The organism is Phytopseudomonas dryadis (genome assembly GCF_004327355.1).
GTDB classification, from domain to species: Bacteria; Pseudomonadota; Gammaproteobacteria; order Pseudomonadales; family Pseudomonadaceae; genus Aquipseudomonas; species Aquipseudomonas dryadis.
This window is the reverse complement of sequence record NZ_QJUM01000001.1, coordinates 231829-253536: the sequence shown is the minus strand read 5'-3', so window position 1 is coordinate 253536 and position 21708 is coordinate 231829. Positions and strand designations below refer to the sequence as shown.

The 21708-nt window shown below is 65.3% G+C and carries 18 protein-coding genes; 11 read left to right on the top strand and 7 right to left on the bottom strand.

What is annotated here, in order from left to right:
- The first annotated feature begins 78 nt into the window (after window positions 1–78).
- The 7 genes from DNK34_RS25835 to DNK34_RS01130 all read left to right on the top strand — a co-directional run bounded on the left by DNK34_RS25835 (window position 79) and on the right by DNK34_RS01130 (window position 12573).
- Window positions 79–204, top strand: coding sequence for a hypothetical protein (locus DNK34_RS25835; RefSeq protein WP_278248867.1), 126 nt, complete (start codon window positions 79–81; stop codon window positions 202–204).
- Window positions 201–1067: an SMP-30/gluconolactonase/LRE family protein gene (locus tag DNK34_RS01155; protein WP_131174169.1), complete on the top strand. Its 867-nt coding sequence runs from the start codon at window positions 201–203 to the stop codon at window positions 1065–1067. Before DNK34_RS25835 ends, DNK34_RS01155 begins: the two co-directional genes overlap by 4 nt.
- Before the next feature lie 232 nt (window positions 1068–1299).
- A complete protein-coding gene (locus DNK34_RS01150) occupies window positions 1300–2517 on the top strand; it encodes an MdtA/MuxA family multidrug efflux RND transporter periplasmic adaptor subunit (protein ID WP_131174170.1) in 1218 nt (405 codons plus the stop codon).
- Window positions 2514–5603, top strand: coding sequence for an MdtB/MuxB family multidrug efflux RND transporter permease subunit (locus DNK34_RS01145; protein WP_131174171.1), 3090 nt, complete (start codon window positions 2514–2516; stop codon window positions 5601–5603). Before DNK34_RS01150 ends, DNK34_RS01145 begins: the two co-directional genes overlap by 4 nt.
- Window positions 5604–5712: 109 nt before the next feature.
- Window positions 5713–8826: an efflux RND transporter permease subunit gene (locus DNK34_RS01140; protein ID WP_131174172.1), complete on the top strand. Its 3114-nt coding sequence runs from the start codon at window positions 5713–5715 to the stop codon at window positions 8824–8826.
- Window positions 8823–10286: an efflux transporter outer membrane subunit gene (locus tag DNK34_RS01135; protein ID WP_131174173.1), complete on the top strand. Its 1464-nt coding sequence runs from the start codon at window positions 8823–8825 to the stop codon at window positions 10284–10286. The genes DNK34_RS01140 and DNK34_RS01135 overlap by 4 nt, the downstream gene beginning before the upstream one ends.
- A 211-nt stretch (window positions 10287–10497) precedes the next feature.
- Window positions 10498–12573, top strand: coding sequence for a putative bifunctional diguanylate cyclase/phosphodiesterase (locus DNK34_RS01130; RefSeq protein ID WP_131174174.1), 2076 nt, complete (start codon window positions 10498–10500; stop codon window positions 12571–12573).
- Here the strand turns inward: DNK34_RS01130 and DNK34_RS01125 are convergent, their stop codons facing one another.
- The 7 genes from DNK34_RS01125 to gltA all read right to left on the bottom strand — a co-directional run bounded on the left by DNK34_RS01125 (window position 12574) and on the right by gltA (window position 17987).
- A complete protein-coding gene (locus DNK34_RS01125; protein ID WP_131174175.1) occupies window positions 12574–13575 on the bottom strand; it encodes a glutathione S-transferase family protein in 1002 nt (333 codons plus the stop codon).
- 658 nt (window positions 13576–14233) lie between these two features.
- Window positions 14234–15217, bottom strand: coding sequence for a glycosyl transferase family protein (locus DNK34_RS01120; protein WP_131174176.1), 984 nt, complete (start codon window positions 15215–15217; stop codon window positions 14234–14236).
- Window positions 15214–15549: a TusE/DsrC/DsvC family sulfur relay protein gene (locus tag DNK34_RS01115; protein WP_131174177.1), complete on the bottom strand. Its 336-nt coding sequence runs from the start codon at window positions 15547–15549 to the stop codon at window positions 15214–15216. Before DNK34_RS01115 ends, DNK34_RS01120 begins: the two co-directional genes overlap by 4 nt.
- On the bottom strand, window positions 15546–15842 hold the full coding sequence (tusB, locus tag DNK34_RS01110) for a sulfurtransferase complex subunit TusB (RefSeq protein WP_131174178.1): 297 nt from the start codon (window positions 15840–15842) through the stop codon (window positions 15546–15548). Before tusB ends, DNK34_RS01115 begins: the two co-directional genes overlap by 4 nt.
- Window positions 15842–16201: a sulfurtransferase complex subunit TusC gene (tusC, locus tag DNK34_RS01105; RefSeq protein ID WP_131174179.1), complete on the bottom strand. Its 360-nt coding sequence runs from the start codon at window positions 16199–16201 to the stop codon at window positions 15842–15844. Before tusC ends, tusB begins: the two co-directional genes overlap by 1 nt.
- A gap of 1 nt (window position 16202) precedes the next feature.
- The gene (gene tusD / locus DNK34_RS01100; protein ID WP_131174180.1) at window positions 16203–16595 is read right to left on the bottom strand and encodes a sulfurtransferase complex subunit TusD; all 393 of its coding nucleotides are present in this window, start codon (window positions 16593–16595) and stop codon (window positions 16203–16205) included.
- A 120-nt stretch (window positions 16596–16715) separates the two neighbouring features.
- Window positions 16716–17987 carry a citrate synthase gene (gltA, locus tag DNK34_RS01095; RefSeq protein ID WP_131174181.1) on the bottom strand — a complete coding sequence of 424 codons (1272 nt, stop codon included), beginning with the start codon at window positions 17985–17987 and terminating at the stop codon, window positions 16716–16718.
- Window positions 17988–18351: 364 nt separating this feature from the next.
- On the opposite strand from gltA, the gene sdhC reads away from it, so the two are divergent.
- The 4 genes from sdhC to DNK34_RS01075 are packed head-to-tail and all read left to right on the top strand — an operon-like array spanning window position 18352 to window position 21595.
- The gene (sdhC, locus tag DNK34_RS01090; RefSeq protein WP_131174182.1) at window positions 18352–18726 is read left to right on the top strand and encodes a succinate dehydrogenase, cytochrome b556 subunit; all 375 of its coding nucleotides are present in this window, start codon (window positions 18352–18354) and stop codon (window positions 18724–18726) included.
- On the top strand, window positions 18720–19088 hold the full coding sequence (gene sdhD / locus DNK34_RS01085; RefSeq protein ID WP_131174183.1) for a succinate dehydrogenase, hydrophobic membrane anchor protein: 369 nt from the start codon (window positions 18720–18722) through the stop codon (window positions 19086–19088). The genes sdhC and sdhD overlap by 7 nt, the downstream gene beginning before the upstream one ends.
- Window positions 19089–19091: 3 nt before the next feature.
- Window positions 19092–20864, top strand: coding sequence for a succinate dehydrogenase flavoprotein subunit (sdhA, locus tag DNK34_RS01080; protein WP_131174184.1), 1773 nt, complete (start codon window positions 19092–19094; stop codon window positions 20862–20864).
- Window positions 20865–20890: 26 nt separating this feature from the next.
- On the top strand, window positions 20891–21595 hold the full coding sequence (locus DNK34_RS01075) for a succinate dehydrogenase iron-sulfur subunit (RefSeq protein ID WP_131174265.1): 705 nt from the start codon (window positions 20891–20893) through the stop codon (window positions 21593–21595).
- Window positions 21596–21708: the final 113 nt, after the last annotated feature.

Sequence of the window (21708 nt, the reverse complement as noted above, 5' to 3'; positions counted from 1 at the left end):
CATGACGCTGACTGCCGACAGGCGAATCCTGGCGGGACGGGTCGCCACACCCGCACAACTTGTCCCGAGGAGGCTGATATGCATCGTGACCTGATCGCCAGGCTGCGCGGGATCATGCCGGCGCAGATGGAAGCGCTCTGCGGGGCAGGCGTCACGCGGATCGACGTACCGCTCAATGCGTTCGCTGGCGTGATCACGGCATGACGTTGCCCCGCGTCGCGGATCAGCGCCGCTGCACCCTGGGCGAGGGCGTGTTCTGGCACCCCGAGCGGGAGCAGGTGTTCTGGTTCGATATTCCCGGCCGCCGCCTGCTCAGTCAGCGCGATGGCCAGCCCCTCGAGTGGGCCTTCGAGCAGCGCGTGTCCGCCGCCGGCTGGCTCGACCGCGATACCCTGCTGATCGCCAGCGAGACGGCGTTGCTGACCTTCGACCTGCGGACCCGGGCGAGGCAGACGCTCTGCGCGCTGGAAGCGGATAACCCGCTGACCCGCTCCAACGATGGCCGTGCCGACCCCTGGGGCGGTTTCTGGATCGGCACCATGGGCCTGGAGGCGCAACCGCAGGGCGGGGCCATCCATCGCTATTACCGGGGCGAGCTGCGCTGTCTGTTTCCGGGCATCAGCATCACCAACGCCATCTGTTTCTCCCCGGACCGGCGCTTCGCCTATTTCGCCGATACCGCGCGGGATCTGATCTGGCGCCAGCCGCTGGATGAACGGCATGGCTGGCCCCTGGGCGAAGCCGAGCGCTTCATCGACTGCGCCAGGCAGGGCGTGCATCCCGACGGTGCGGTGGTCGACAGCCAGGGCCGGCTGTGGAATGCCCAGTGGGGCGCGTCCCGGGTCGCCTGCTACGACCCCGCAGGGCGTTTTCTGCACGCGGTTGGCTTGCCGGCTTCGCAGATCTCCTGTCCGGCCTTTGGCGGCGCCGGGCTGTCGACGCTGTTCGTCAGCTCCGCCCGCGAGGGCATGAGCGCCGAGGAGCTGGCCAGGGAGCCGGATGCCGGCAAGCTGTTCGCGGTCGAGCTGCAGGTACGTGGTCAGGCCGAGCATCGGGTTATTCTTTGAGCTTCAAGCTTCAAGCTTCAAGCTTCAAGCAAAAGCAAAAGCAAAAGCAAAAGCAGAACAGGCAATACCCGGAAATACTCGAGTAACCCTCGGTCATGCAGGGTCAACGGTCATTTTTCTTGTCGTTTGATGGCCCTGGGACAGCTTCCGGACGTAAATTGCCGGTAAAGGGGCTTTGCTTCGCGGCGGACACTGCTTATCGTTCACGCTCCCCAAGGAAGCGACCCGCCCCATGTCCGAAGTAAACGCAACGCGCAACGCCCCCTCCTCGAAACGTCAGTGGTTCATCGGTCTGGTTCTGCTGGCGCTGGCCATCGCTCTGATCTGGTGGTTCTGGCCCGCACAACCGGCCGTGCAGGGCAATGCGCGCTGGGGCGGCTTCGACAATGTGCCGGTGCGTGTGGCGAGCGTGGAGGAGCGTGACTTCCCCATCGAACTGAAGGCCCTGGGCACGGTGACGGCCTACAACACGGTCAGCGTGCGCAGCCGTGTGGACGGCGAACTGATGAAGGTGCTGTTCCAGGACGGGCAACTGGTCAAGGCCGGCGATCTGCTCGCGGTGATCGACCCGCGTCCCTATGAGATCGCCCTGCAGCAGGCCCGTGGCACGCAGCAGGAAAACCAGGCGCAGCTGAAGAACGCGGAAAAGGATCTGGCGCTCTACCGTGGCCTGTTCGCCGAGGATTCCATCGCCCGGCAGACCCTGGATACCCAGGAGGCGCTGGTCAACCAGTATCGCGGCACCCTGCAGAGCAACCAGGCGGCGGTGGCCGAGGCCAAGCTGAACCTGGATTTCACCCAGGTGCGGGCGCCGATCTCCGGGCGCCTGGGCATCCGCCAGGTGGATCTGGGCAATCTGGTGCGCGCCAGCGACGAGAATCCGCTGGTGGTGATCACCCAGACCTTGCCGATCGCGGTGGTCTTCACCCTGCCCGAGGCGGAGCTGCCCGGCGTGCTGGCCCAGGTGCGCAACGACCGCACCCTGAGTGTGGAGGCCTGGAACCGCAGCGAGAACCTGCAACTTGCCAACGGCGTGCTGGAAAGCCTGGACAATCAGATCGATACCGCCACCGGCACGGTCAAGCTCAAGGCGCGCTTCGAGAATGCCGACGAGCTGCTGTTCCCCAACCAGTTCGTCAACGTCCGCCTGCGCGTCTCGACCCGTGAGAAGGCCCTGGTGGTGCCGGTCGCGGCGCTGCAGTTCGGCGCCAACGGCACCTTCGTCTATGTCATCGATGCCGAGAACAAGGTACTGATACGGCCGGTCAAGGCCGGTCCCGGCGACGGCGAGTTCACCCTGATCGAGGAGGGCGTCAGCGCCGGCGAGCGCCTGGTGGTCGAGGGTACCGATCGCTTGCGCGAGGGTAACAAGGTCGAGGTGATCGGCGAAGGCGAAAGCGAGCAACCGGCTAGCCAGGACAGTGCGCCGCGGGTACGGACCAACACATGAACGCGTCACGCCTGTTCATCCTGCGGCCGGTCGCCACCACCCTGATCATGCTGGCGATCTTTCTCAGCGGGCTGATCGCCTACCGCCTGTTGCCGGTGTCCGCGCTGCCGGAAGTGGATTACCCGACCATCCGCGTGATGACCCTGTACCCCGGCGCCAGCCCGGACGTGATGACCAGTGCGGTGACCGCGCCGCTGGAGCGCCAGTTCGGGCAGATGGCCGGGTTGCAGCAGATGTCCTCGACCAGTTCCGGTGGCGCCTCGGTGATCACCCTGCGCTTCAACCTCGACGTGCAACTGGATGTCGCCGAGCAGGAGGTGCAGGCGGCGATCAATGGCGCCACCAACCTGCTGCCGGGCGACCTGCCGGCACCGCCGGTGTACAACAAGGTCAATCCGGCCGACACCCCGGTGATGACCCTGGCGGTGACCTCCAGGACCCTGCCGCTGACGCGGATCAATGACCTGGTCGACACCCGCCTGGCACAGAAGCTGGCCCAGACCACCGGCGTCGGCCTGGTGTCCCTGGCCGGCGGCCAGCGCCCGGCGGTGCGCATCCGCGTCAATCCCGAGGCGCTGGCTTCCTATGGCCTGAACCTCTCCGACGTACGTGCCCTGGTCAACGCCAGCAACGTCAATCAGCCCAAGGGCAACTTCGACGGCCCGACCCGGGTTTCGCAGCTGGACGCCAACGATCAGTTGCGCTCGCCGGAGGAATACCGCGAGCTGATCCTGACCTATGCCAACGGCGGCACCTTGCGCCTCAAGGACGTCGCCGAGATCGTCGACGGCGCCGAGAACCAGCGCCTGGCCGCCTGGGCCAACCGCAACGCCGCGGTGCTGGTCAACGTGCAACGTCAACCCGGCGCCAACGTCATCGACGTGGTCGATCGGATTCAGGCACTGTTGCCCAGCCTGACCCAGGGGCTGCCGGCCAGCATCGACGTCACGGTGCTCACCGACCGCACCCAGACCATCCGCGCCGCGGTGACCGACGTGCAGCACGAACTGCTGCTGGCGATCATCCTGGTGGTGCTGGTGACCTTCCTGTTCCTGCGCAAGCTGTCGGCGACGCTGATCCCGTCCATCGTCGTGCCGCTGTCGTTGATCGGCACCTTCGGCGTGATGTACCTGGCCGGGTTCACGGTCAACAACCTGACCCTGATGGCGCTGACCATCGCCACCGGCTTCGTGGTGGACGACGCCATCGTCATGCTGGAGAACATCGCCCGTCACCTGGAGGAGGGCGAGACACCGCTCAATGCGGCGCTCAAGGGCGCCAGGCAGATCGGCTTCACCCTGGTTTCGCTGACCATTTCCCTGATCGCGGTACTGATCCCGCTGCTGTTCATGGCCGATGTGGTCGGCCGCCTGTTCCGCGAATTCGCCATTACCCTGGCGGTGGCGATCCTGATCTCCCTGGTGATCTCCCTGACCCTGACGCCGATGATGTGCGCGCGCCTGCTCAAGCACGAGTCGGAGGCCGAGCAGGGGCGTTTCTACCGCGCCAGCGGTGCCTTCATCGAAGGCATGATCGAGCGCTATGGCATCTGCCTGCAGTGGGTCTTGCGTCATCAGCCGCTGACCCTGCTGGTGGCCATCGCCACCCTGGGCCTGACCGTGCTGCTGTACATGGCCGTGCCCAAGGGCTTCTTCCCGGTGCAGGACACCGGGGTGATCCAGGGCGTCTCCGAGGCGCCGCAATCGATTTCCTTCACCGCCATGAGCGAGCGCCAGCAGCGCCTGGCCGATGTGGTGCTCAAGGATCCGGCGGTCGCCAGCCTGTCGTCCTACATCGGTGTGGATGGCGACAACCCGACGCTCAACAGCGGACGCATGCTGATCAACCTCAAGCCCCATGCCGAACGCGACGTCACCGCCAGCCAGGTGATCGAGCGGCTGCGGCCGGAGCTGGCGCGGCTCAGTGGCATCGAGCTGTTCCTGCAGCCGGTGCAGGACCTGAGTATCGAGGATCGGGTCAGCCGTACCCAGTTCCAGTTCAGCCTGGAATCGCCGGATCTGGCCCTGCTGGAAACCTGGGCGCCGAAACTGGTCGATGCGCTGAACCAGCAGCCCGAACTCAGCGACGTGACCAGCGACCTGCAAAGCCGCGGCCTGCAGGTCTACCTGCAGATCGACCGCGACATGGCCGGGCGCCTCGGCGTCAGCGTGGCCGACATCGACGACGCGCTGTACGACGCCTTCGGCCAGCGGCAGATATCCACCATCTACACCCAGGCCAGCCAGTACCGCGTGGTGCTGGAAAGCGCCAATGGCGGCAGCATCGGCCCGGCCGCCTTGCGCCAGATCCATGTCGCCACCGCCGATGGTGGGCAAGTGCCGCTGTCGTCCCTGGCGCACATCGAGGAGCGCGCGGCGAGCCTGCTGATCAACCACATCGGCCAGTTCCCGGCGGCGACCCTGTCGTTCAACCTCGGCGCCGGCGTCGCCCTGGGCGATGCGGTGGCGGTGATCGAGCGGGTACAGCAGGAGATCGGCATGCCGGTCGGCGTGCAACTGACCTTCCAGGGCGCCGCCGAAGCCTTCCGCGCCTCGCTGTCGAGTACCCTGCTGCTGATCCTGGCGGCCATCGTCACCATGTACATCGTCCTCGGCGTGCTCTACGAGAGCTACATCCACCCCATCACCATCCTCTCGACGCTGCCGTCGGCCGGTGTCGGTGCGCTGCTGGCGCTGCTGCTGACCGGCAACGACCTGGGGCTGATCGCGATCATCGGCATCATCCTGCTGATCGGTATCGTCAAGAAGAACGCCATCATGATGATCGACTTCGCCCTGGACGCCGAACGCAACCAGGGCATGGCCCCGCCCGAGGCGATCTACCAGGCGGCGCTGCTGCGCTTCCGGCCGATCCTGATGACCACCCTGGCGGCCCTGTTCGGCGCCGTGCCGCTGATGCTGGCCTCGGGTTCCGGCGCCGAACTGCGCCAGCCGCTGGGCCTGGTGATGGTCGGCGGCCTGTTGCTCAGCCAGGTGCTGACGCTGTTCACCACGCCGGTGATCTACCTGTACTTCGACCGGTTGGCGCGGCGTTTCAGCCGCCGTAGCGCGGCGGCAACGGCATGAAGACGATAAGAGCGCTCGAGGCTGGAGGCTGGACGCAAAGGCCAGTCCTGCCTGTGTTCCGGCTTTTTCGTCCAGCCTCCAGCCTCCAGCCTATGGCGGCTTTCTCCTTATGAACCTGTCCGCCCCCTTCATCCGCCGTCCGGTGGCGACCCTGCTGCTGAGCCTGGCGATCATGCTGCTCGGCGGGGTCAGCTTCGGTCTGCTGCCGGTGGCGCCGCTGCCGAACATGGATTTCCCGGTGATCACCGTGCAGGCCAGCCTGCCGGGCGCCAGCCCGCAGGTCATGGCGGCCACCGTGGCGACGCCGCTGGAGCGCTCCCTGGGGGCCATCGCCGGGGTCAGCCAGATGAACAGCAACAGCAGCCAGGGCAACACGCGGATCATGATCGAGTTCGATCTGGATCGCGACATCAACGCCGCGGCGCGCGAGGTGCAGGCGGCAATCAACGCCGCCCGCGAGCTGCTGCCCAGCGGCATGCGCAGCATGCCGACCTACCGCAAGATCAACCCGTCCCAGGCGCCGATCATGGTGCTGTCGCTGACCTCGCAGGTGCTCGACAAGGGCCAGCTGTACGACGTCGCCTCGACCATCGTCGGGCAGAAGCTGTCGCAGATCAGTGGTGTCGGCGAAGTGCAGGTCGGCGGCAGCTCGCTGCCCGCGGTGCGGGTGGCCCTGGAGCCGCGCCTGCTCGATCAGTACGGCGTGGCCCTGGACGATGTGCGCCAGGCGATCGCTTCGGCCAACGCCAAACGGCCCAAGGGCTCGCTGGAAGATGCCCAGCGCCACTGGCAGGTGCAGGCCAGCGACCAGCTGGAGCGGGCCGCCGATTACGTGCCGATGATCCTGCGCTACCAGGATGGCGCGGCGATCCGCCTGGGCGACGTGGCCACGGTCACCGATGGCGTGGAGGATCGCTACAACAGCGGCTTCTACAACGACAAGCAGGCCGTGTTGCTGGTGGTCAACCGCCAGAGCGGGGCGAACATCATCGAAACCATCGCCGGCATCCGTGCGTTGTTGCCGGAGCTGCGCGGGGTGATTCCCGCCAGCGTCGACCTGGAAGTGGCCATGGATCGCTCGCCGGTGATCCGCGCCACCCTCAAGGAGGCCGAGCACACCCTGCTGATCGCCGTGGCCCTGGTGATCCTGGTGGTCTTCGCCTTCCTTGGCCGCTGGCGCGCGGCGCTGATCCCGGCCCTGGCGGTGCCGGTGTCGCTGGTCGGCACCTTCGCGGTGATGTACCTGCTGGGCTTTTCCCTGAACAACCTGTCGCTGATGGCGCTGATCATCGCCACCGGGCTGGTGGTGGATGACGCCATCGTCGTGCTGGAGAACATCTCGCGGCATATCGAGGCCGGCGAAACGCCCTTGGCGGCGTCGTTCAAGGGCGCCCGCGAGGTCGGTTTTACCCTGTTGTCGATGAACGTCTCGCTGGTGGCGGTGTTCCTCTCGATCCTGTTCATGGGCGGTATCGTCGAGCGCCTGTTCCGCGAGTTCTCCATCACCCTGGCGGTGGCCATCGTGATTTCCCTGCTGGTGTCGCTGACCCTGACGCCGATGCTCTGCGCGCGCTGGCTGAAGCCGGAGGCGCCGCAGCCGTTGGCCGAAACGGGCCGCTGGCAGGGCTTCGGCACACGCATTCAGGCGCGCGTTCTGGGCTTCTACCAGCGCAGCCTGGACTGGGCGCTGCGCCATTCGCTGCTGATGCTGATCAGCCTGCTGGCGACCATCGCCCTCAACCTGTTCCTCTTCGTCAGCATTCCCAAGACCTTCATGCCGCAGCAGGACACGGGGCAGTTGATGGGCTTCATCCGTGGCGATGACGGCCTGTCCTTCCAGGTGATGCAGCCGAAGATGGAGGCCTATCGCCGCGCGGTACTGGCCGACCCGGCGGTGGACAGCGTGGCCGGCTTCATCGGCGGCAACAGCGGCATCAACAACGCCATGATGATCGTGCGCCTGAAGCCGATCGGCGAGCGCGGACTTTCCGCGCAGCAGGTGATCGACCGTTTGCGCGCCAATGCGCCGAAGATCCCCGGCGGACGGATGTTCCTCATGCCCGACCAGGATCTGCAGATCGGCGGGCGCCAGGGACGCAGTTCGGAAAACGAATTCATGCTGCTGTCCGGCGACCTGGATGCGTTGCGCGGATGGCTGCCCAAGGTGCGCGAGGCGTTACGGGCGCTGCCGGAGCTGACCGATATCGACGCTTCGGAAGCCGGTGGCGCGCAGCAGATCCGCCTGGTGGTCGATCGCGATGCGGCCAAGCGCCTGGGCGTGGACATGAGCATGGTCACCAGCGTGCTCAACAACGCCTTCAGCCAGCGCCAGGTGTCGACCATCTACGACAGCCTCAACCAGTACAGCGTGGTGATGGAGATCAACCCGCGCTATGCGCAGAGCCCCGAGGCGCTGGAGCAGATCCAGCTGATCACCGCCGATGGCGCCCGGGTGCCGCTGTCGACCTTCGCCCACTGGGAGCGCAGCCTGGAAGACGACCGCATCAGCCACCGCGGCCAGTTCGCCGTGGAGAACATCGGCTTCTCCCTGGCCGAGGGCGTCAGCCTGGACCAGGCGACCCGCGCCATCGACCGCGCCGTGGCCCTGGTGGGCCTGCCCACGGACGTGCAGGGCGTGATGGGCGGCACCGGTGCGGCCTTCCTGCAGACCCAGCAGAACCAGCCATGGATGATCCTCATGGCGCTGCTGGTGGTGTACATCGTGCTCGGCATCCTCTACGAGAGTTACGTGCACCCGCTGACGATTCTCTCGACCCTGCCATCGGCCGGGGTCGGGGCCTTGCTCGCCCTGCGCCTGCTCAACACCGAGTTCAGCCTGATCTCCCTGCTCGGCCTGTTCCTGCTGATCGGCGTGGTGAAGAAGAACGCCATCCTGATGATCGACCTGGCCCTGCAACTGGAGCGCCATGAGCACATGAGCCCGGCCGACTCGATCCGCCGCGCCTGCCTGCTGCGTTTCCGGCCGATCATGATGACCACCCTGGCGGCGCTGCTGGGCGCCTTGCCGCTGGTGCTCGGCAGCGCCGAAGGCTCGGAAATGCGCCAGCCGCTGGGCATCACCATCGTCGGCGGCCTGATCCTCAGCCAGTTGCTCACGCTGTACACCACCCCGGTGGTCTATCTCTATTTCGACCGTCTGCGCCGCCGCGTCAATCGCTGGCGTGGCGTGCGCACCGACGCTGCCCTGGAAACGCCCCTATGAGTCATTCCTCTCGCCATGTCCTCAGCCTGCTGACGCTGGGGCTCGTCCTTTCCGGCTGTGCCATCGGTCCCGATTACCAGCGTCCCGACCTGAGCACGCCGGCGCATTTCAAGCAGGCCGATGGCTGGAAGGTCGCGGTGCCGGCCGATGCCGTGGCGCGGGGCGCCTGGTGGGAGCTGTACGGCGATGGCGAGCTCAATGGCCTGGTCGGCCGGCTGAATGTCTCCAACCAGAACCTGGCTGCCGCCGAGGCCCAGTATCGCCAGGCCCGGGCGCTGGTGCGCGGTGGCCGGGCGGCGTTCTATCCGACCCTGTCCGGCACGGCGGGCGTGAGCCGGGCCGGGCAGGGCGGGGGCGACAGCACCCTGCGTACCTCGGACGGTTTCAGTGTCGGCGGTTCGGATACGGCAAGCATCTCCAAGAGCTACGACCTGAGCCTCAACGCCGCGTGGGAGCTGGATATCTGGGGCAAGCTGCGGCGCTCGCTGGAGTCCAGCCAGGCCGGTTTCGAGGCCAGCGCCGCCGATCTCGCCGCGGTGCGCCTGAGCCTGCAGGCCGAACTGGTGCAGAGCTACCTGCAGGTGCGCGTGCTGGATGGCCAGCAGCGCCTGCTCGATGCCACGGTGGTGGCCTATCAGCGCGCCCTGCGCCTGACCGAGAACCAGTACCGCGCCGGTATCGTGCCCAAGTCCGACGTCAGCCAGGCACTGACCCAGCTGCGCAGCACCGAGGCCCAGGCCATCGACCTGCAATGGCAGCGCGCCCAGCTCGAGCATGCGATCGCGGTGCTGATCGGCGTGCCGCCCAGCGAGGTCAACATCGCCCGCCGCGAACAGCTGCCGGAACTGCCCGAGGTGCCGGCGATGGTGCCGTCGCAACTGCTGGAGCGGCGTCCGGACGTGGCCGCCGCCGAACGCCGGGTGATCGCCGCCAACGCCGAGATCGGCGTGGCCAAGGCGGCCTGGTACCCCGACCTGACGCTGTCGGCCTCCGGCGGTTACCGGGGCAGCAGCTTCGCCGACTGGGTCAACCTGCCCAACCGCTTCTGGTCGGTGGGGCCGCAGCTGGCCCTGACCCTGTTCGATGGTGGCCGGCGCAGCGCCGAGCGCGAACGCACCGAGGCCGTCTACGACCAGACCGTGGCGCAATATCGCCAGGCCGTGCTCGACAGCTTCCGCGAGGTCGAGGACTACCTGGTGCAACTGCGTGTACTGGAGCAGGAAACCGCTGTGCAGCTGCAGGCCCTGGATGCCGCCCGCGAATCGTTGCGCTTGATCGAGAACCAGTACCGCGCCGGCACCGTGGACTACAACAGCGTGGTCAATGTCCAGGCCACGGCCTTGAACAACGAGCGCAGCAACCTGACGCTGCTTGGCAGCCGCCTGACCGCCAGCGTACAGCTGATCGCCGCGCTGGGCGGCGGCTGGGATGTGCTGGAGCTTGCCCAGGGCGACGAATAGCCTGACCAGTGGGCCACTGGCTATCATGTGGATGGCTGTTTAGTTAGCGGCCTTTTCGCTACAATTGCATGCTTGATGTCGCGACATATGCGTATGCCCCTGTACGCAGGCGAGTATGTGCCCTTACGGATATATGGCGTGTGGTGGCTGTTGATTCGGCGATCCGGCAACTCGGTGCATGGCGACAAGCCGTTACTTATCGAGAGTTGCAATGCTGACGGGTAGCTACGACCTTTCCCTGGTTCTGATTTCTCTGTGCGTGGCGATCCTCGCCTCCTATACGGCGCTGGATCTGAGCGGGCGCATCGCTACCGCCAAGGCCTCCGCGGTGCCGCTGTGGATCGGCGGTGGCGCGCTGGCCATGGGGATCGGCATCTGGTCGATGCATTTCATCGGCATGCTCGCCTTCAGCCTGCCGATTCCCCTGGGCTATGACCTGGTCATCACCTTGTTGTCCCTGGCGATCGCCATGCTCGCCTCGGGATTTGCCCTGTGGCTGGTCAGTCAGGCGCGGATGCCGTTCTGGCACTGGTTGCTCGGGGCGCTGGCGATGGGCGCCGGCATCAGCTCGATGCACTACATCGGCATGCAGGCCCTGCTGATGCAACCCGGCATCGACTACGACCCGTGGCTCTTCGCGGCGTCGCTGGTGATTGCCGTGCTCGCTTCCGCCGCCGCGCTGTGGATCGCCTTCCGTCTGCGCCGGCATACGCCCTTCGTGCGTCCGGCGCGGGCCGGGGCGGCGGTGATCATGGGCCTGGCCATCGTCGGCATGCATTACACCGGCATGGCGGCGGCCAACTTTCCGCTCGGCAGTTTCTGTGGCGCCGCCAACGGCGGGCTGAACACCGGCTGGCTGGCCAGCCTGATCATCATCGTCACCCTGGCGGTGCTGGCCATTGCCTTGCTCACCTCGGTGCTCGATGCGCGCCTGGAGGCGCAGACCGCGATGCTCAACAGCTCGCTGGCCGAGGCCAATCAGGAACTGACCTTGCTGGCCCTGCACGACAACCTGACGCGCCTGCCCAATCGCCTGCTGCTGGAGGATCGCATCGAGCAGAGCCTGCACAAGATCCGTCGCAATGGCGGGCACTTCGCGCTGATGTTCATGGACCTGGATGGCTTCAAGCCGGTCAACGACGCCTTCGGCCACCATGTCGGCGACCTGTTGCTGCGTGAGGTCGGTCAGCGCCTGCGGCGCAGCCTGAGGGCCCAGGACACCCTGGCACGCGTAGGCGGGGATGAATTCGTCCTGCTCGCCGAACTGGGCGAGCGCGACGATGCGGCCACCATCGCCGCACAGATAGTCGCGCTGCTCGGCCAGCCTTTCCAGGTGGACGAGCATGAGCTGAGAATCTCGACCAGCGTCGGCATCGTCCTGTATCCGGGCGATGGCGACGACCGGCAGGAGTTGCTGAGAAATGCCGACGCGGCAATGTATCACGCCAAGGGGAGCGGCAAGAACGATTACAGCTTCTTCGAGGCGTCGATGAACGCCAATGCGCATAACCAGCTGCAACTGCTGCACGACCTGCGCGCCGCCCTGGCGAATGAAGAGTTCGTGCTGCATTACCAGCCCAAGTTCGATGCGTTCGATGGCCGGCCGGTCGGTGCCGAGGCGCTGCTGCGCTGGCAGCACCCCGTGCGTGGATTGCTGGCTCCGGATACCTTCATCCCCCTGGCCGAGCGCAGCGGACTGATCATTGCCATCGGCGAATGGGTGCTGCGCCAGGCCTGCCGACAGATGCAGCAGTGGTATGCCGCCGGGTACCGCGATTGGCGCGTGGCGGTCAACCTGTCGGCGTTGCAGTTCTCCCATGCCGGCCTGCTGGGCAGTGTCGCCGGCGCCTTGGCCGAGCACGCCCTGCCGGCCAATTGCCTGACCCTGGAAATCACCGAAACCACCGCCATGAGCGACGTCGACGCCAGCATGCTGGTGCTGCGGCGGCTGGCCGACATGGGCGTCGACCTGTCCATCGACGATTTCGGCACCGGCTATTCCAGCCTGCTCTACCTCAAGCGCCTGCCGGCCAACGAGCTGAAGATCGATCGTGGCTTCGTCCGCGAACTGGAACACGACAGCGACGATGCGGCGATCATCTCCGCCATCGTCGCCCTGGGCCGGGCGCTGAATCTGCGCATCGTCGCCGAAGGCGTGGAAACCGCCAGGCAGCAGGACTTCCTCACCGACCTGGGCTGCGATTCGCTGCAGGGCTTCCTGCTCGGCCGGCCGCTACCGGCCGATGCCTTCATGCAGGCGATCGAGCAGGCCCGGGGGCTGCGCTGATCAGGCCCGCAGCCAGATGCCCAGGCCCGCCAGCCGGTTACGGTCATGGGGGGCGCTGAAGTCCAGTTGCGGGCCCTTGGGAACGATGGCGGTAGGATTGATCGTCAGGTGGCTGGCGTAGTAGTGGTGTTTGATGTGGCGCAGGTCGACGGTATCGGCCACGCCGGGCCACTGGTACAGCTCGCGCAGCCAGTTGCTCAGGTTGGGGTAGTCGGCGATGCGCTGCTGATTGCACTTGAAGTGGCCGTAGTACACCGCGTCGAAGCGAATCAGCGTGGTGAACAGGCGCCAGTCGGCCTCGGTCAGGTACTCGCCGGTCAGGTAGCGCGCCTTGCCCAGCCGCGTTTCCAGGGTTTCCAGCTCGCTGAACAGTTCGCTGAAGGCTTCTTCGTAGGCGGCCTGGGTGGTGGCGAAGCCGGCGCGGTAGACGCCATTGTTGACCGCCGGGTAGATACGCGCGTTGAGTGCGTCGATCTCGGCCTGCAGGGGCTGCGGGTAGAAATCCAGCCGATTGCCGGTGAGCTCGTCGAACGCCGAGTTGAACATGCGGATGATCTCCGCCGACTCGTTGCTGACGATCCGTTGCTGCCGGGTGTCCCAGAGTACCGGCACGGTGACGCGCCCGGTGTACTCGGGATCGTCGAGGGTGTAGCGCTGGTGCATGAACGACAGGCCATCCAGGGCATCGCCGCTGGAGCCGTGCTCGGTGTCGAAGGTCCAGCCGTTCTCGCGCATCAGCCAGCTCACCACCGACACCTCGATCAGCGCCTCGAGGCCCTTGAGCGCGCGCAGGATCAGGGTGCGGTGAGCCCAGGGGCAGGCCAGGGAGACATACAGATGGTAGCGTCCGGCCTCGGCGGCGAAGCCGCCTTCGCCGGACGGGCCGGCGCCGCCGTCAGCGGTGATCCAGTTGCGGCGCTGCGCGTTTTCCCGTTTGAAGCGTCCGCCAGCGCCGGTGTCGTACCACTGGTCGTGCCATTGCCCTTCGATCAGCAGGCCCATGTCTGTACTCCCGTTGCATGACGAGGCGATTCCCCGGAAGCTGGAGTGTAACCAGCTGACCATGAGCGTGGGATATAAAAACCGGGCGCCGAGGATCGGCTAGTGTCGCGACAACGGCCATATGTCGGCCAGAGTGGTCGATGTGCCCGAGGCAGCGAACGGGGCAATCGTAATGGGGGATGGCAGCTATAAGGCGCAAGCAGCCGGCCGATGATCCGCGTTAAACGGAGGATCAGCCGGATTACGCCTGCGGCTAATCCCGGCTACGTTCTTGTGAAAAGAAATACCGCGTGCGCCTCCTCCCTCTCCCCCGGCCCCTCTCCCGGAGGGCGAGGGGAGCAAAGCAGGCTTGCCTGAATCCGGCAGGCGAGACATGCGCAAGCCCTGAGGCTGGTACAAGCCCCGGAACCACCACGGATCGGCTCCCTCTCCCTCCGGGAGAGGGCTGGGGAGAGGGGCTCTTCAGGAGGCAATCCGTAGCGAACCTGGGCGCGTAGCTGAGGCTTCACCCTGCGCGGCTCGACCCATCCACCGATCTGTAATCGCAATGGTGGGGAAAAGAGCATTTCCCACCCTATGGGGTGAGCGGCCGTTATCGTCTTTGAGCGATCACTCCGTCCGTTTGCCCGGATACGACATTTGATGTGTGACGCGCCCCCTAGCTCGATAGACGCCGCGCGGCCCAGCGCCTGTGCGCCTGTTCGAAGGCCTGCTCGCGCGGCAGGCCCAGGCCGCGCAAGGCCAGGGCCATGGTGCCGATGACGGCGAGCTGGCCGTAGCTATCTTCGGCCTCGCCCAGCCACACGGCGCGCAGTTGCGCCGGGTCCAGGCGTTCGGGTTTGACGTGGCGTTGTGGCGACAGCATCGGCCAGTCCTCGTCCCAGTTCTGCCCGGCGGCGGTGCCGTACAGGTGGCTGACGGCATCGGGATTGAGCTCGATCTCGCCGCCGTCGCCCTTGATCACCAGGGCCGGGTCACCGAGCAGCTGGCTGGCTTCGCGGTGCACGGCCTGGTAGCCGGGATGGAAGATGCTCTGCAGGCCGCACCGCGCCGACAGGGGGTTGAGAATGCGCGCCAGGGAATGGATCGGCGAGCGCAGGCCCAGGGTATTGCGCAGGTCGATCATGCGCTGCAGGCGGGGCATCCAGTCGCCCAGCGGCATGAAGGCCAGGTGCTGCTCATCGAGCGCCCGTTGCACCTCGATCCAGCTGCGGCACAGGGGGATCTCCAGTTCGCCGAGCAGTTGCTCGCTGTACAGGCGCCCGGCGGTGTGGGCGCCGCCGCCATGCATGAAGATGCGCACGCCACTGGCTGCCAGCGCCTTGGCCGCCAGCAGGAACCAGGGCAGGTGGCGCTTCTTGCCGGCGTAGCTGGGCCAGTCCAGGTCGACCGCCAGGCTCGGGACCTGCAGGCGGGCGCGTATCGCCTCGGCGAAGCCGGCCATTTCCTCGGCGCTTTCTTCCTTGTGCCGCAGCAGCATCAGAAAGGCGCCGAGCTGGGTGTCCTCGACCTGGTCGTCGAGCAACATGCCCATCGCCTCGCGGGCTTCTTCGCGGGTCAGGTTGCGGGCGCCGCGCTTGCCCTTGCCGAGGATACGGACGAACTGGGCGAAGGGATGCTCGGCGGGGGTGGTCAGGTTCATAGGCAATTGGTCGGCTTCGGCAGGCCCGCCAGCTTGGCGGCGAGTTTGGCGGGAGTGCCATTGAACAGGCGGTTGAGGTGCAGGCTGTTGCCCTTGTCGGCGCCCAGTTTCAGGGCCGCGTACTTGATCAGCGGGCGATTGGCCGGCGACAGCTGGAATTCGCCGTAGAAGGCGCGCAGCAGGGTGAGAATTTCCCAGTGCTCGGCGCTCAGCGCCAGGCCCTCGCGCTGGGCCAGGGCCTCGGCCACGCCGTTCGACCAGTCGTCGAGGTCGACCAGGTAGCCGTCCTTGTCCAGGGCGATGGCGCGGTTGTCGACGATCAGTGCGTTCATAGCCAGCTGTTGACCTTGTCGAAGCGGCAGGCGAGGGCGACGAACTGCGGGTAGTCGATCACTTGCACTGGCCCGGCTTGCAAGGCACGAGCCTGCATGTCTTCCTCCAGGGTGAACAGCTCGATGCCCTCGTCCAGTTGCGCCAGGGCCCGGATATGGCGACTGGCCGGCTGCAGGGCGTAGGTGGCGTCGCCGCACAGCAGCAGGCCGTCGCCCGGGCCGAGCAGGCGCAGGCAGCTGTCCAGGCGGGTATCGCTGAAGGGCGAGTGGGAGAGAAGGTGCAGGGTAGCCATCAGAGGGTGATCACCTGGTCATAACGGTCGATGAGGTCGCGCAACTGCGCGTCATCCAGGCGCTGCACCTCCAGGTTCAGTGGGCTGTCGCCCAGGCCGCGCTCTTCGAGGCTGCGCTGGCTGGCGTACAGGGCCTGCACGCCGAACAGCGGCAGGGCCTGCAGGTTGGCGCCCAGGTCCTTCTGCTGCACGGCCGCCGGCTGCTGGCCGGCGCTCAACTGAAACACACCATCGTCGAGAAATGCCAGGGCGATGGGCAGGTCGAAGGTGCCGCCGGCCAGGGCGATATCCAGCGCTTCGCGCGCGCCGGGGCCGCTCCAGGGCGACTGGCGGCTGATGACCAGCAGGGAGTGGCTCATCTCAGTTTCCTCCGAAGCAGATCAGGCGGTCGGCCAACTGGACCGCTTCGTGCAGCTGGCCCAGGCCGGACAGCACCCAGGGCGCCTGCAGGTTGGCGGCGTCGCGCTCGTAGCGCCGCGCTTCATCGGCATCCAGCACGCCACGGCGCAAGGCCGCGGCGATGCACACCACGGCATCGAGCCGGTGCTCGGCGACCAGGGCGCGCCATTGGCCGGCGACGTCGGTTTCGTCCTGGGCGCTGACGATGCTGCTCGAGGCGCTGTGCACGCCGTCCTGGTAGAAGAACAGGCGCACGATCTCATGGCCGTCGGCCAGCGCGGCCTCGGCAAAACGCAGGGCGCGGCGCGAGGAGGGCGCCGACGGCGGGGAAAACAGGGCAATGGCGAATTTCATGGCAGGCCCGTCGGACGAAACAGGGCGTCATGATAAGGCCAGCGTGGCTCGGAGTAGAAATGAAAATGCCCATATCGCGGGATATGGGCATTGTCCGTAGCGGCTGAGGCTGGATGCCTGTTACTTGTCCAGGTCGCGCTGGGTGTGGCCGGTGTAGAGCTGACGCGGGCGACCGATCTTGTACGGGCTGGAGAGCATTTCCTTCCAGTGCGAGATCCAGCCGACGGTACGCGCCAGGGCGAAGATCACGGTGAACATGCTGGTCGGAATGCCGATCGCCTTGAGGATGATCCCCGAGTAGAAGTCGACGTTCGGGTACAGGTTGCGTTCCTTGAAGTACGGATCGTTACGGGCGATCTCGTCGAGCTTCATCGCCAGCTCCAGCTGCGGGTCGTTGATGCCCAGCTCGGCCAGCACTTCGTCGCAGGTCTGCTTCATGACCTGCGCGCGCGGGTCGAAGTTCTTGTACACGCGGTGGCCGAAGCCCATCAGCTTGAACGGATCGTCCTTGTCCTTGGCCTTGGCGATGAATTTGTCGATGTTCGACACGTCGCCGATCTCGTCGAGCATGGCCAGGACGGCTTCGTTGGCGCCGCCGTGGGCCGGGCCCCAGAGGGCGGCGATGCCGGCGGCGATACAGGCGAAGGGGTTGGCGCCCGACGAGCCGGCCAGGCGCACGGTGGAGGTCGAGGCATTCTGCTCGTGGTCGGCATGGAGGATGAAGATCTTGTCCATGGCCTTGGCCAGCACCGGGCTGATCGGTTTGATCTCGCACGGGGTGTTGAACATCATGTGCAGGAAGTTTTCCGCGTAGGTCAGGTCGTTACGCGGGTACATCATCGGCTCGCCCTTGGAGTACTTGTAGACCATGGCGGCGATGGTCGGCATCTTGGCGACCAGGCGCATCGCGGAAATGTCGCGGTGCTGCGGGTTCTTGATGTCCAGGGAGTCGTGGTAGAAGGCCGACAGGGCGCCGACCACGCCGCACATCACCGCCATCGGGTGGGCGTCGCGGCGGAAGCCGTTGAAGAAGGTCTTCAGCTGTTCGTGAACCATGGTGTGGTTCTTGATGGTGCTGACGAACTGGGCTTTCTGCTCTTCATTGGGCAACTCGCCATTGAGCAGCAGGTAGCAGGTCTCCAGGTAGTCGGACTTCTCTGCCAGTTGCTCGATGGGGTAGCCGCGGTGCAGCAGAATGCCCTTGTCGCCGTCGATATAGGTGATCTGCGATTCGCACGACGCCGTGGACATAAAGCCAGGATCAAAGGTGAAACGGCCCGTGGCGGTGAGGCCCCGTACGTCGATCACATCGGGACCAAGGGTGCCGGATAAAACGGGCAGCTCGACGGGGGCTGCGCCCTCGATGATCAACTGCGCTTTTTTGTCAGCCATGTTTGGCCTCCTAGTTATGCTTGAAATCATCAGTACGGCCCCCCACGCAGGGCCCGCACCACTATAGTGTGATAAATCCGAAAGTCAATTTGCGAAAACCCAGCTGGCAGAAGGGTTTGCGCGCTCCTGTGCGACAAAATGGCACGCCCCTTTACGTCATTTTCACGTGCCGTGCAATCGGTATAAGGTCGAGGTCTCCGCGTTGTCATTAGCGACCTAACTGTCTATACTCTGCGCCCGACTGCCACGGGCCCTGGGCCTGTATTCTGGTGGTTGTCACTCCTTGGGTGATGGGTACCTGACCAGTGCACTTCCCGACAACTTTGCCCTGATAGTTAGGGGCTCTCAGTGTGATAATAAAGCCGTGAATAGCCAAAGACCTGTAAACTTAGACCTTAGGACTATCAAACTCCCAGTCACTGCTTACACGTCCATTCTTCACCGTATCTCTGGCGTCATCCTCTTCGTCGGCATTGCCGTGCTGCTGTTCGGGCTCGACAAGTCGCTGTCGTCGGAGGAGGGCTTCGCCCAGGTGAAAGAATGCTTGACCAGCCCGCTGGCCAAGTTCGTGATCTGGGGATTGCTGTCCGCTCTGCTGTACCACCTGGTGGCCGGTGTACGCCACTTGATCATGGACATGGGCATCGGCGAGACGCTGGAAGGCGGCAAGCTGGGCTCGAAAATCGTACTCGTCGTTTCGGCGATCGTGATCGTGCTGCTGGGGGTGTGGATATGGTAACTAATGTCACGAATTTCTCGCGCTCGGGCCTTTATGACTGGATGGCCCAGCGCGTCTCCGCGGTTGTTCTGGCGGCTTATGTCCTGTTCCTGCTGAGCTACATCCTGCTCAATCCGGGCATGGGGTATGCCGAATGGCATGGTCTGTTCTCCAATAATGCAATGCGCATCTTCAGTCTGCTGACCCTGGTGGCGCTGGGCGTCCACGCCTGGGTCGGCATGTGGACGATTTCCACCGACTACCTGACGCCTACCGCGCTGGGCAAGTGGGCGACCGTGGTGCGTTTTCTCTTCCAGGCCGCGTGTGGCATCGCCATGTTCGTGTTCTTCGTCTGGGGCGTGCAGATTCTTTGGGGTTTCTGATTCATGACTAGCATTCGTACTCTTTCTTATGACGCCATCATCGTCGGTGGTGGCGGCGCCGGCATGCGCGCTGCTTTGCAGCTGGCGCAGGGCGGCCACAAGACCGCGGTGGTCACCAAGGTCTTCCCGACCCGCTCGCACACCGTGTCCGCCCAGGGCGGCATCACCTGCGCGATCGCCTCCAACGACCCCAACGACGACTGGCGCTGGCACATGTACGACACCGTCAAGGGTTCCGATTACATCGGTGACCAGGACGCCATCGAATACATGTGTTCCGTGGGCCCGGAAGCGGTGTTCGAACTCGAGCACATGGGGCTGCCGTTCTCCCGTACCGAGCAGGGCCGCATCTATCAGCGTCCGTTCGGTGGCCAGTCCAAGGACTTCGGCAAGGGTGGCCAGGCCGCGCGTACCTGCGCCGCGGCCGACCGTACCGGTCACGCACTGCTGCACACCCTGTACCAGGCCAACCTGAAGGCCGGCACCTCGTTCCTCAACGAGTGGTATGCCGTCGACCTGGTGAAGAACCAGGACGGCGCCGTGGTCGGTGCCATCGCCATCTGCATCGAAACCGGCGAAACCGTGTACATCCGTTCCAAGGCCGTGGTGCTGGCCACTGGCGGCGCCGGCCGTATCTACGCCTCGACCACCAACGCCCTGATCAACACCGGTGACGGCGTGGGCATGGCCCTGCGTGCCGGCGTGCCGGTGCAGGACATCGAAATGTGGCAGTTCCACCCGACCGGCATCGCCGGCGCCGGGGTACTGGTCACCGAGGGTTGCCGTGGTGAGGGTGGCTACCTGATCAACGCCCATGGTGAGCGCTTCATGGAGCGTTATGCGCCGAACGCCAAGGACCTGGCCGGTCGTGACGTGGTCGCCCGTTCCATGGTCAAGGAAGTCATCGCCGGCAACGGCTGTGGCCCGGACAAGGATCACGTGCTGCTCAAGCTCGACCACCTCGGCGAGGAAGTGCTGCACAGCCGCCTGCCGGGTATCTGCGAACTGTCCAAGACCTTCGCCCACGTCGACCCGGTGGTCGCGCCGGTGCCGGTGATCCCGACCTGCCACTACATGATGGGCGGCGTCGCCACCAACATCCATGGCCAGGCCATCACCCAGGACGCCAACGGTGTCGACCGCATCATCGAGGGCCTGTTCGCCGTGGGCGAAGTGGCCTGCGTATCGGTACACGGCGCCAACCGCCTGGGCGGCAACTCGCTGCTCGACCTGGTGGTGTTCGGTCGTGCCGCCGGCCTGCACCTGGAAAAGGCGCTGAAGGAAGGCGTGGACGTCCGTGGTGCCAGCGAGAGCGATATCGAGGCTTCGCTCAAGCGTCTTTCCGGCGTCAACGAGCGCAGCAGCGGTGAGGACGTTGCGCCACTGCGCAAGGAACTGCAGCAGTGCATGCAGAACTACTTCGGCGTATTCCGCACCGGCGAATACATGAAGAAGGGCATCGCCCAGCTGGGCGACCTGCGCGAGCGTATCGCCAACGTCAAGATCGCCGACAAGAGCCAGGCCTTCAACACCGCCAGGATCGAGGCGCTGGAGCTGCAGAACCTGCTGGAAGTGGCCGAAGCCACCGCCATCGCTGCGGACACCCGCACCGAGTCCCGTGGCGCCCACGCCCGCGAAGACTTCGAGGACCGCGACGACACCAACTGGCTGTGCCACACCCTGTACTTCCCGGGTGAGAAGCGCGTGGCCAAGCGCGATGTCAACTTTGCGCCGAAGACGGTTCCGGCGTTTGAACCCAAAGTTCGTACTTATTAAGGGTGAGCGATATGTCGTTAGCCAAAATTTTGCAAGTCAGCGTTTATCGCTACAACCCGGAACAGGACGCTGCGCCGTTCATGCAGGAATTCCAGGTCGACATCGACGGCAAGGATCTGATGGTGCTCGACGTGCTGGCCCTGATCAAGGAACAGGACGAAGGCTTCTCCTACCGTCGCTCCTGCCGCGAGGGCGTGTGCGGTTCCGACGGCATGAACATCAGCGGCAAGAACGGCCTGGCCTGCATCACGCCGATCTCCAGCGTGATCAAGGGCAACAAGCTGGTCATCCGTCCGCTGCCCGGTTTGCCGGTCATCCGTGACCTGGTCGTCGACATGAGCATCTTCTACAAGCAATACGAGAAGGTGCAGCCATTCCTGCAGAACGATACGCCGGCGCCGGCCATCGAACGCCTGCAGACCCCGGACGAGCGCGAGAAGCTGGATGGCCTGTACGAGTGCATCCTGTGCGCCTGCTGCTCGACCAGCTGTCCTTCGTTCTGGTGGAACCCGGACAAGTTCCTCGGTCCCGCCGCGCTGCTGCAGGCCTATCGCTTCCTGGCCGACAGCCGTGATACCAAGACTGCGGAACGATTGGCGTCCCTGGATGATCCATTCAGTGTGTTTCGCTGCCGCGGCATCATGAACTGCGTGAACGTATGCCCCAAAGGTCTCAATCCGACCAAGGCCATTGGTCACGTGCGTAACATGCTGCTGCAAAGCGGAACCTGAGCAAGTTCTTTGCTAGACCTGCAACGCCTGCAACACCGACCTCGAGTCGGTGTTGTAGTATAGCCAGGGCTACGGCCTAGCCGCCGCGGCCCTTACTCGAAAAATATGACGAC

Coding starts and splice junctions, on each gene's coding strand:
- DNK34_RS01130 (WP_131174174.1), top strand. CDS start 10,498: ATGCTGACGGGTAGCTACGACCTTTCCCTGGTTCTGATTTCTCTGTGC.
- DNK34_RS01140 (WP_131174172.1), top strand. CDS start 5,713: ATGAACCTGTCCGCCCCCTTCATCCGCCGTCCGGTGGCGACCCTGCTG.
- sdhD (WP_131174183.1), top strand. CDS start 18,720: ATGGTAACTAATGTCACGAATTTCTCGCGCTCGGGCCTTTATGACTGG.
- DNK34_RS25835 (WP_278248867.1), top strand. CDS start 79: ATGCATCGTGACCTGATCGCCAGGCTGCGCGGGATCATGCCGGCGCAG.
- DNK34_RS01115 (WP_131174177.1), bottom strand. CDS start 15,549: ATGAACGCACTGATCGTCGACAACCGCGCCATCGCCCTGGACAAGGAC.
- tusD (WP_131174180.1), bottom strand. CDS start 16,595: ATGAAATTCGCCATTGCCCTGTTTTCCCCGCCGTCGGCGCCCTCCTCG.
- DNK34_RS01150 (WP_131174170.1), top strand. CDS start 1,300: ATGTCCGAAGTAAACGCAACGCGCAACGCCCCCTCCTCGAAACGTCAG.
- sdhA (WP_131174184.1), top strand. CDS start 19,092: ATGACTAGCATTCGTACTCTTTCTTATGACGCCATCATCGTCGGTGGT.
- gltA (WP_131174181.1), bottom strand. CDS start 17,987: ATGGCTGACAAAAAAGCGCAGTTGATCATCGAGGGCGCAGCCCCCGTC.
- DNK34_RS01145 (WP_131174171.1), top strand. CDS start 2,514: ATGAACGCGTCACGCCTGTTCATCCTGCGGCCGGTCGCCACCACCCTG.
- tusB (WP_131174178.1), bottom strand. CDS start 15,842: ATGGCTACCCTGCACCTTCTCTCCCACTCGCCCTTCAGCGATACCCGC.
- tusC (WP_131174179.1), bottom strand. CDS start 16,201: ATGAGCCACTCCCTGCTGGTCATCAGCCGCCAGTCGCCCTGGAGCGGC.
- DNK34_RS01155 (WP_131174169.1), top strand. CDS start 201: ATGACGTTGCCCCGCGTCGCGGATCAGCGCCGCTGCACCCTGGGCGAG.
- DNK34_RS01135 (WP_131174173.1), top strand. CDS start 8,823: ATGAGTCATTCCTCTCGCCATGTCCTCAGCCTGCTGACGCTGGGGCTC.
- DNK34_RS01125 (WP_131174175.1), bottom strand. CDS start 13,575: ATGGGCCTGCTGATCGAAGGGCAATGGCACGACCAGTGGTACGACACC.
- DNK34_RS01120 (WP_131174176.1), bottom strand. CDS start 15,217: ATGAACCTGACCACCCCCGCCGAGCATCCCTTCGCCCAGTTCGTCCGT.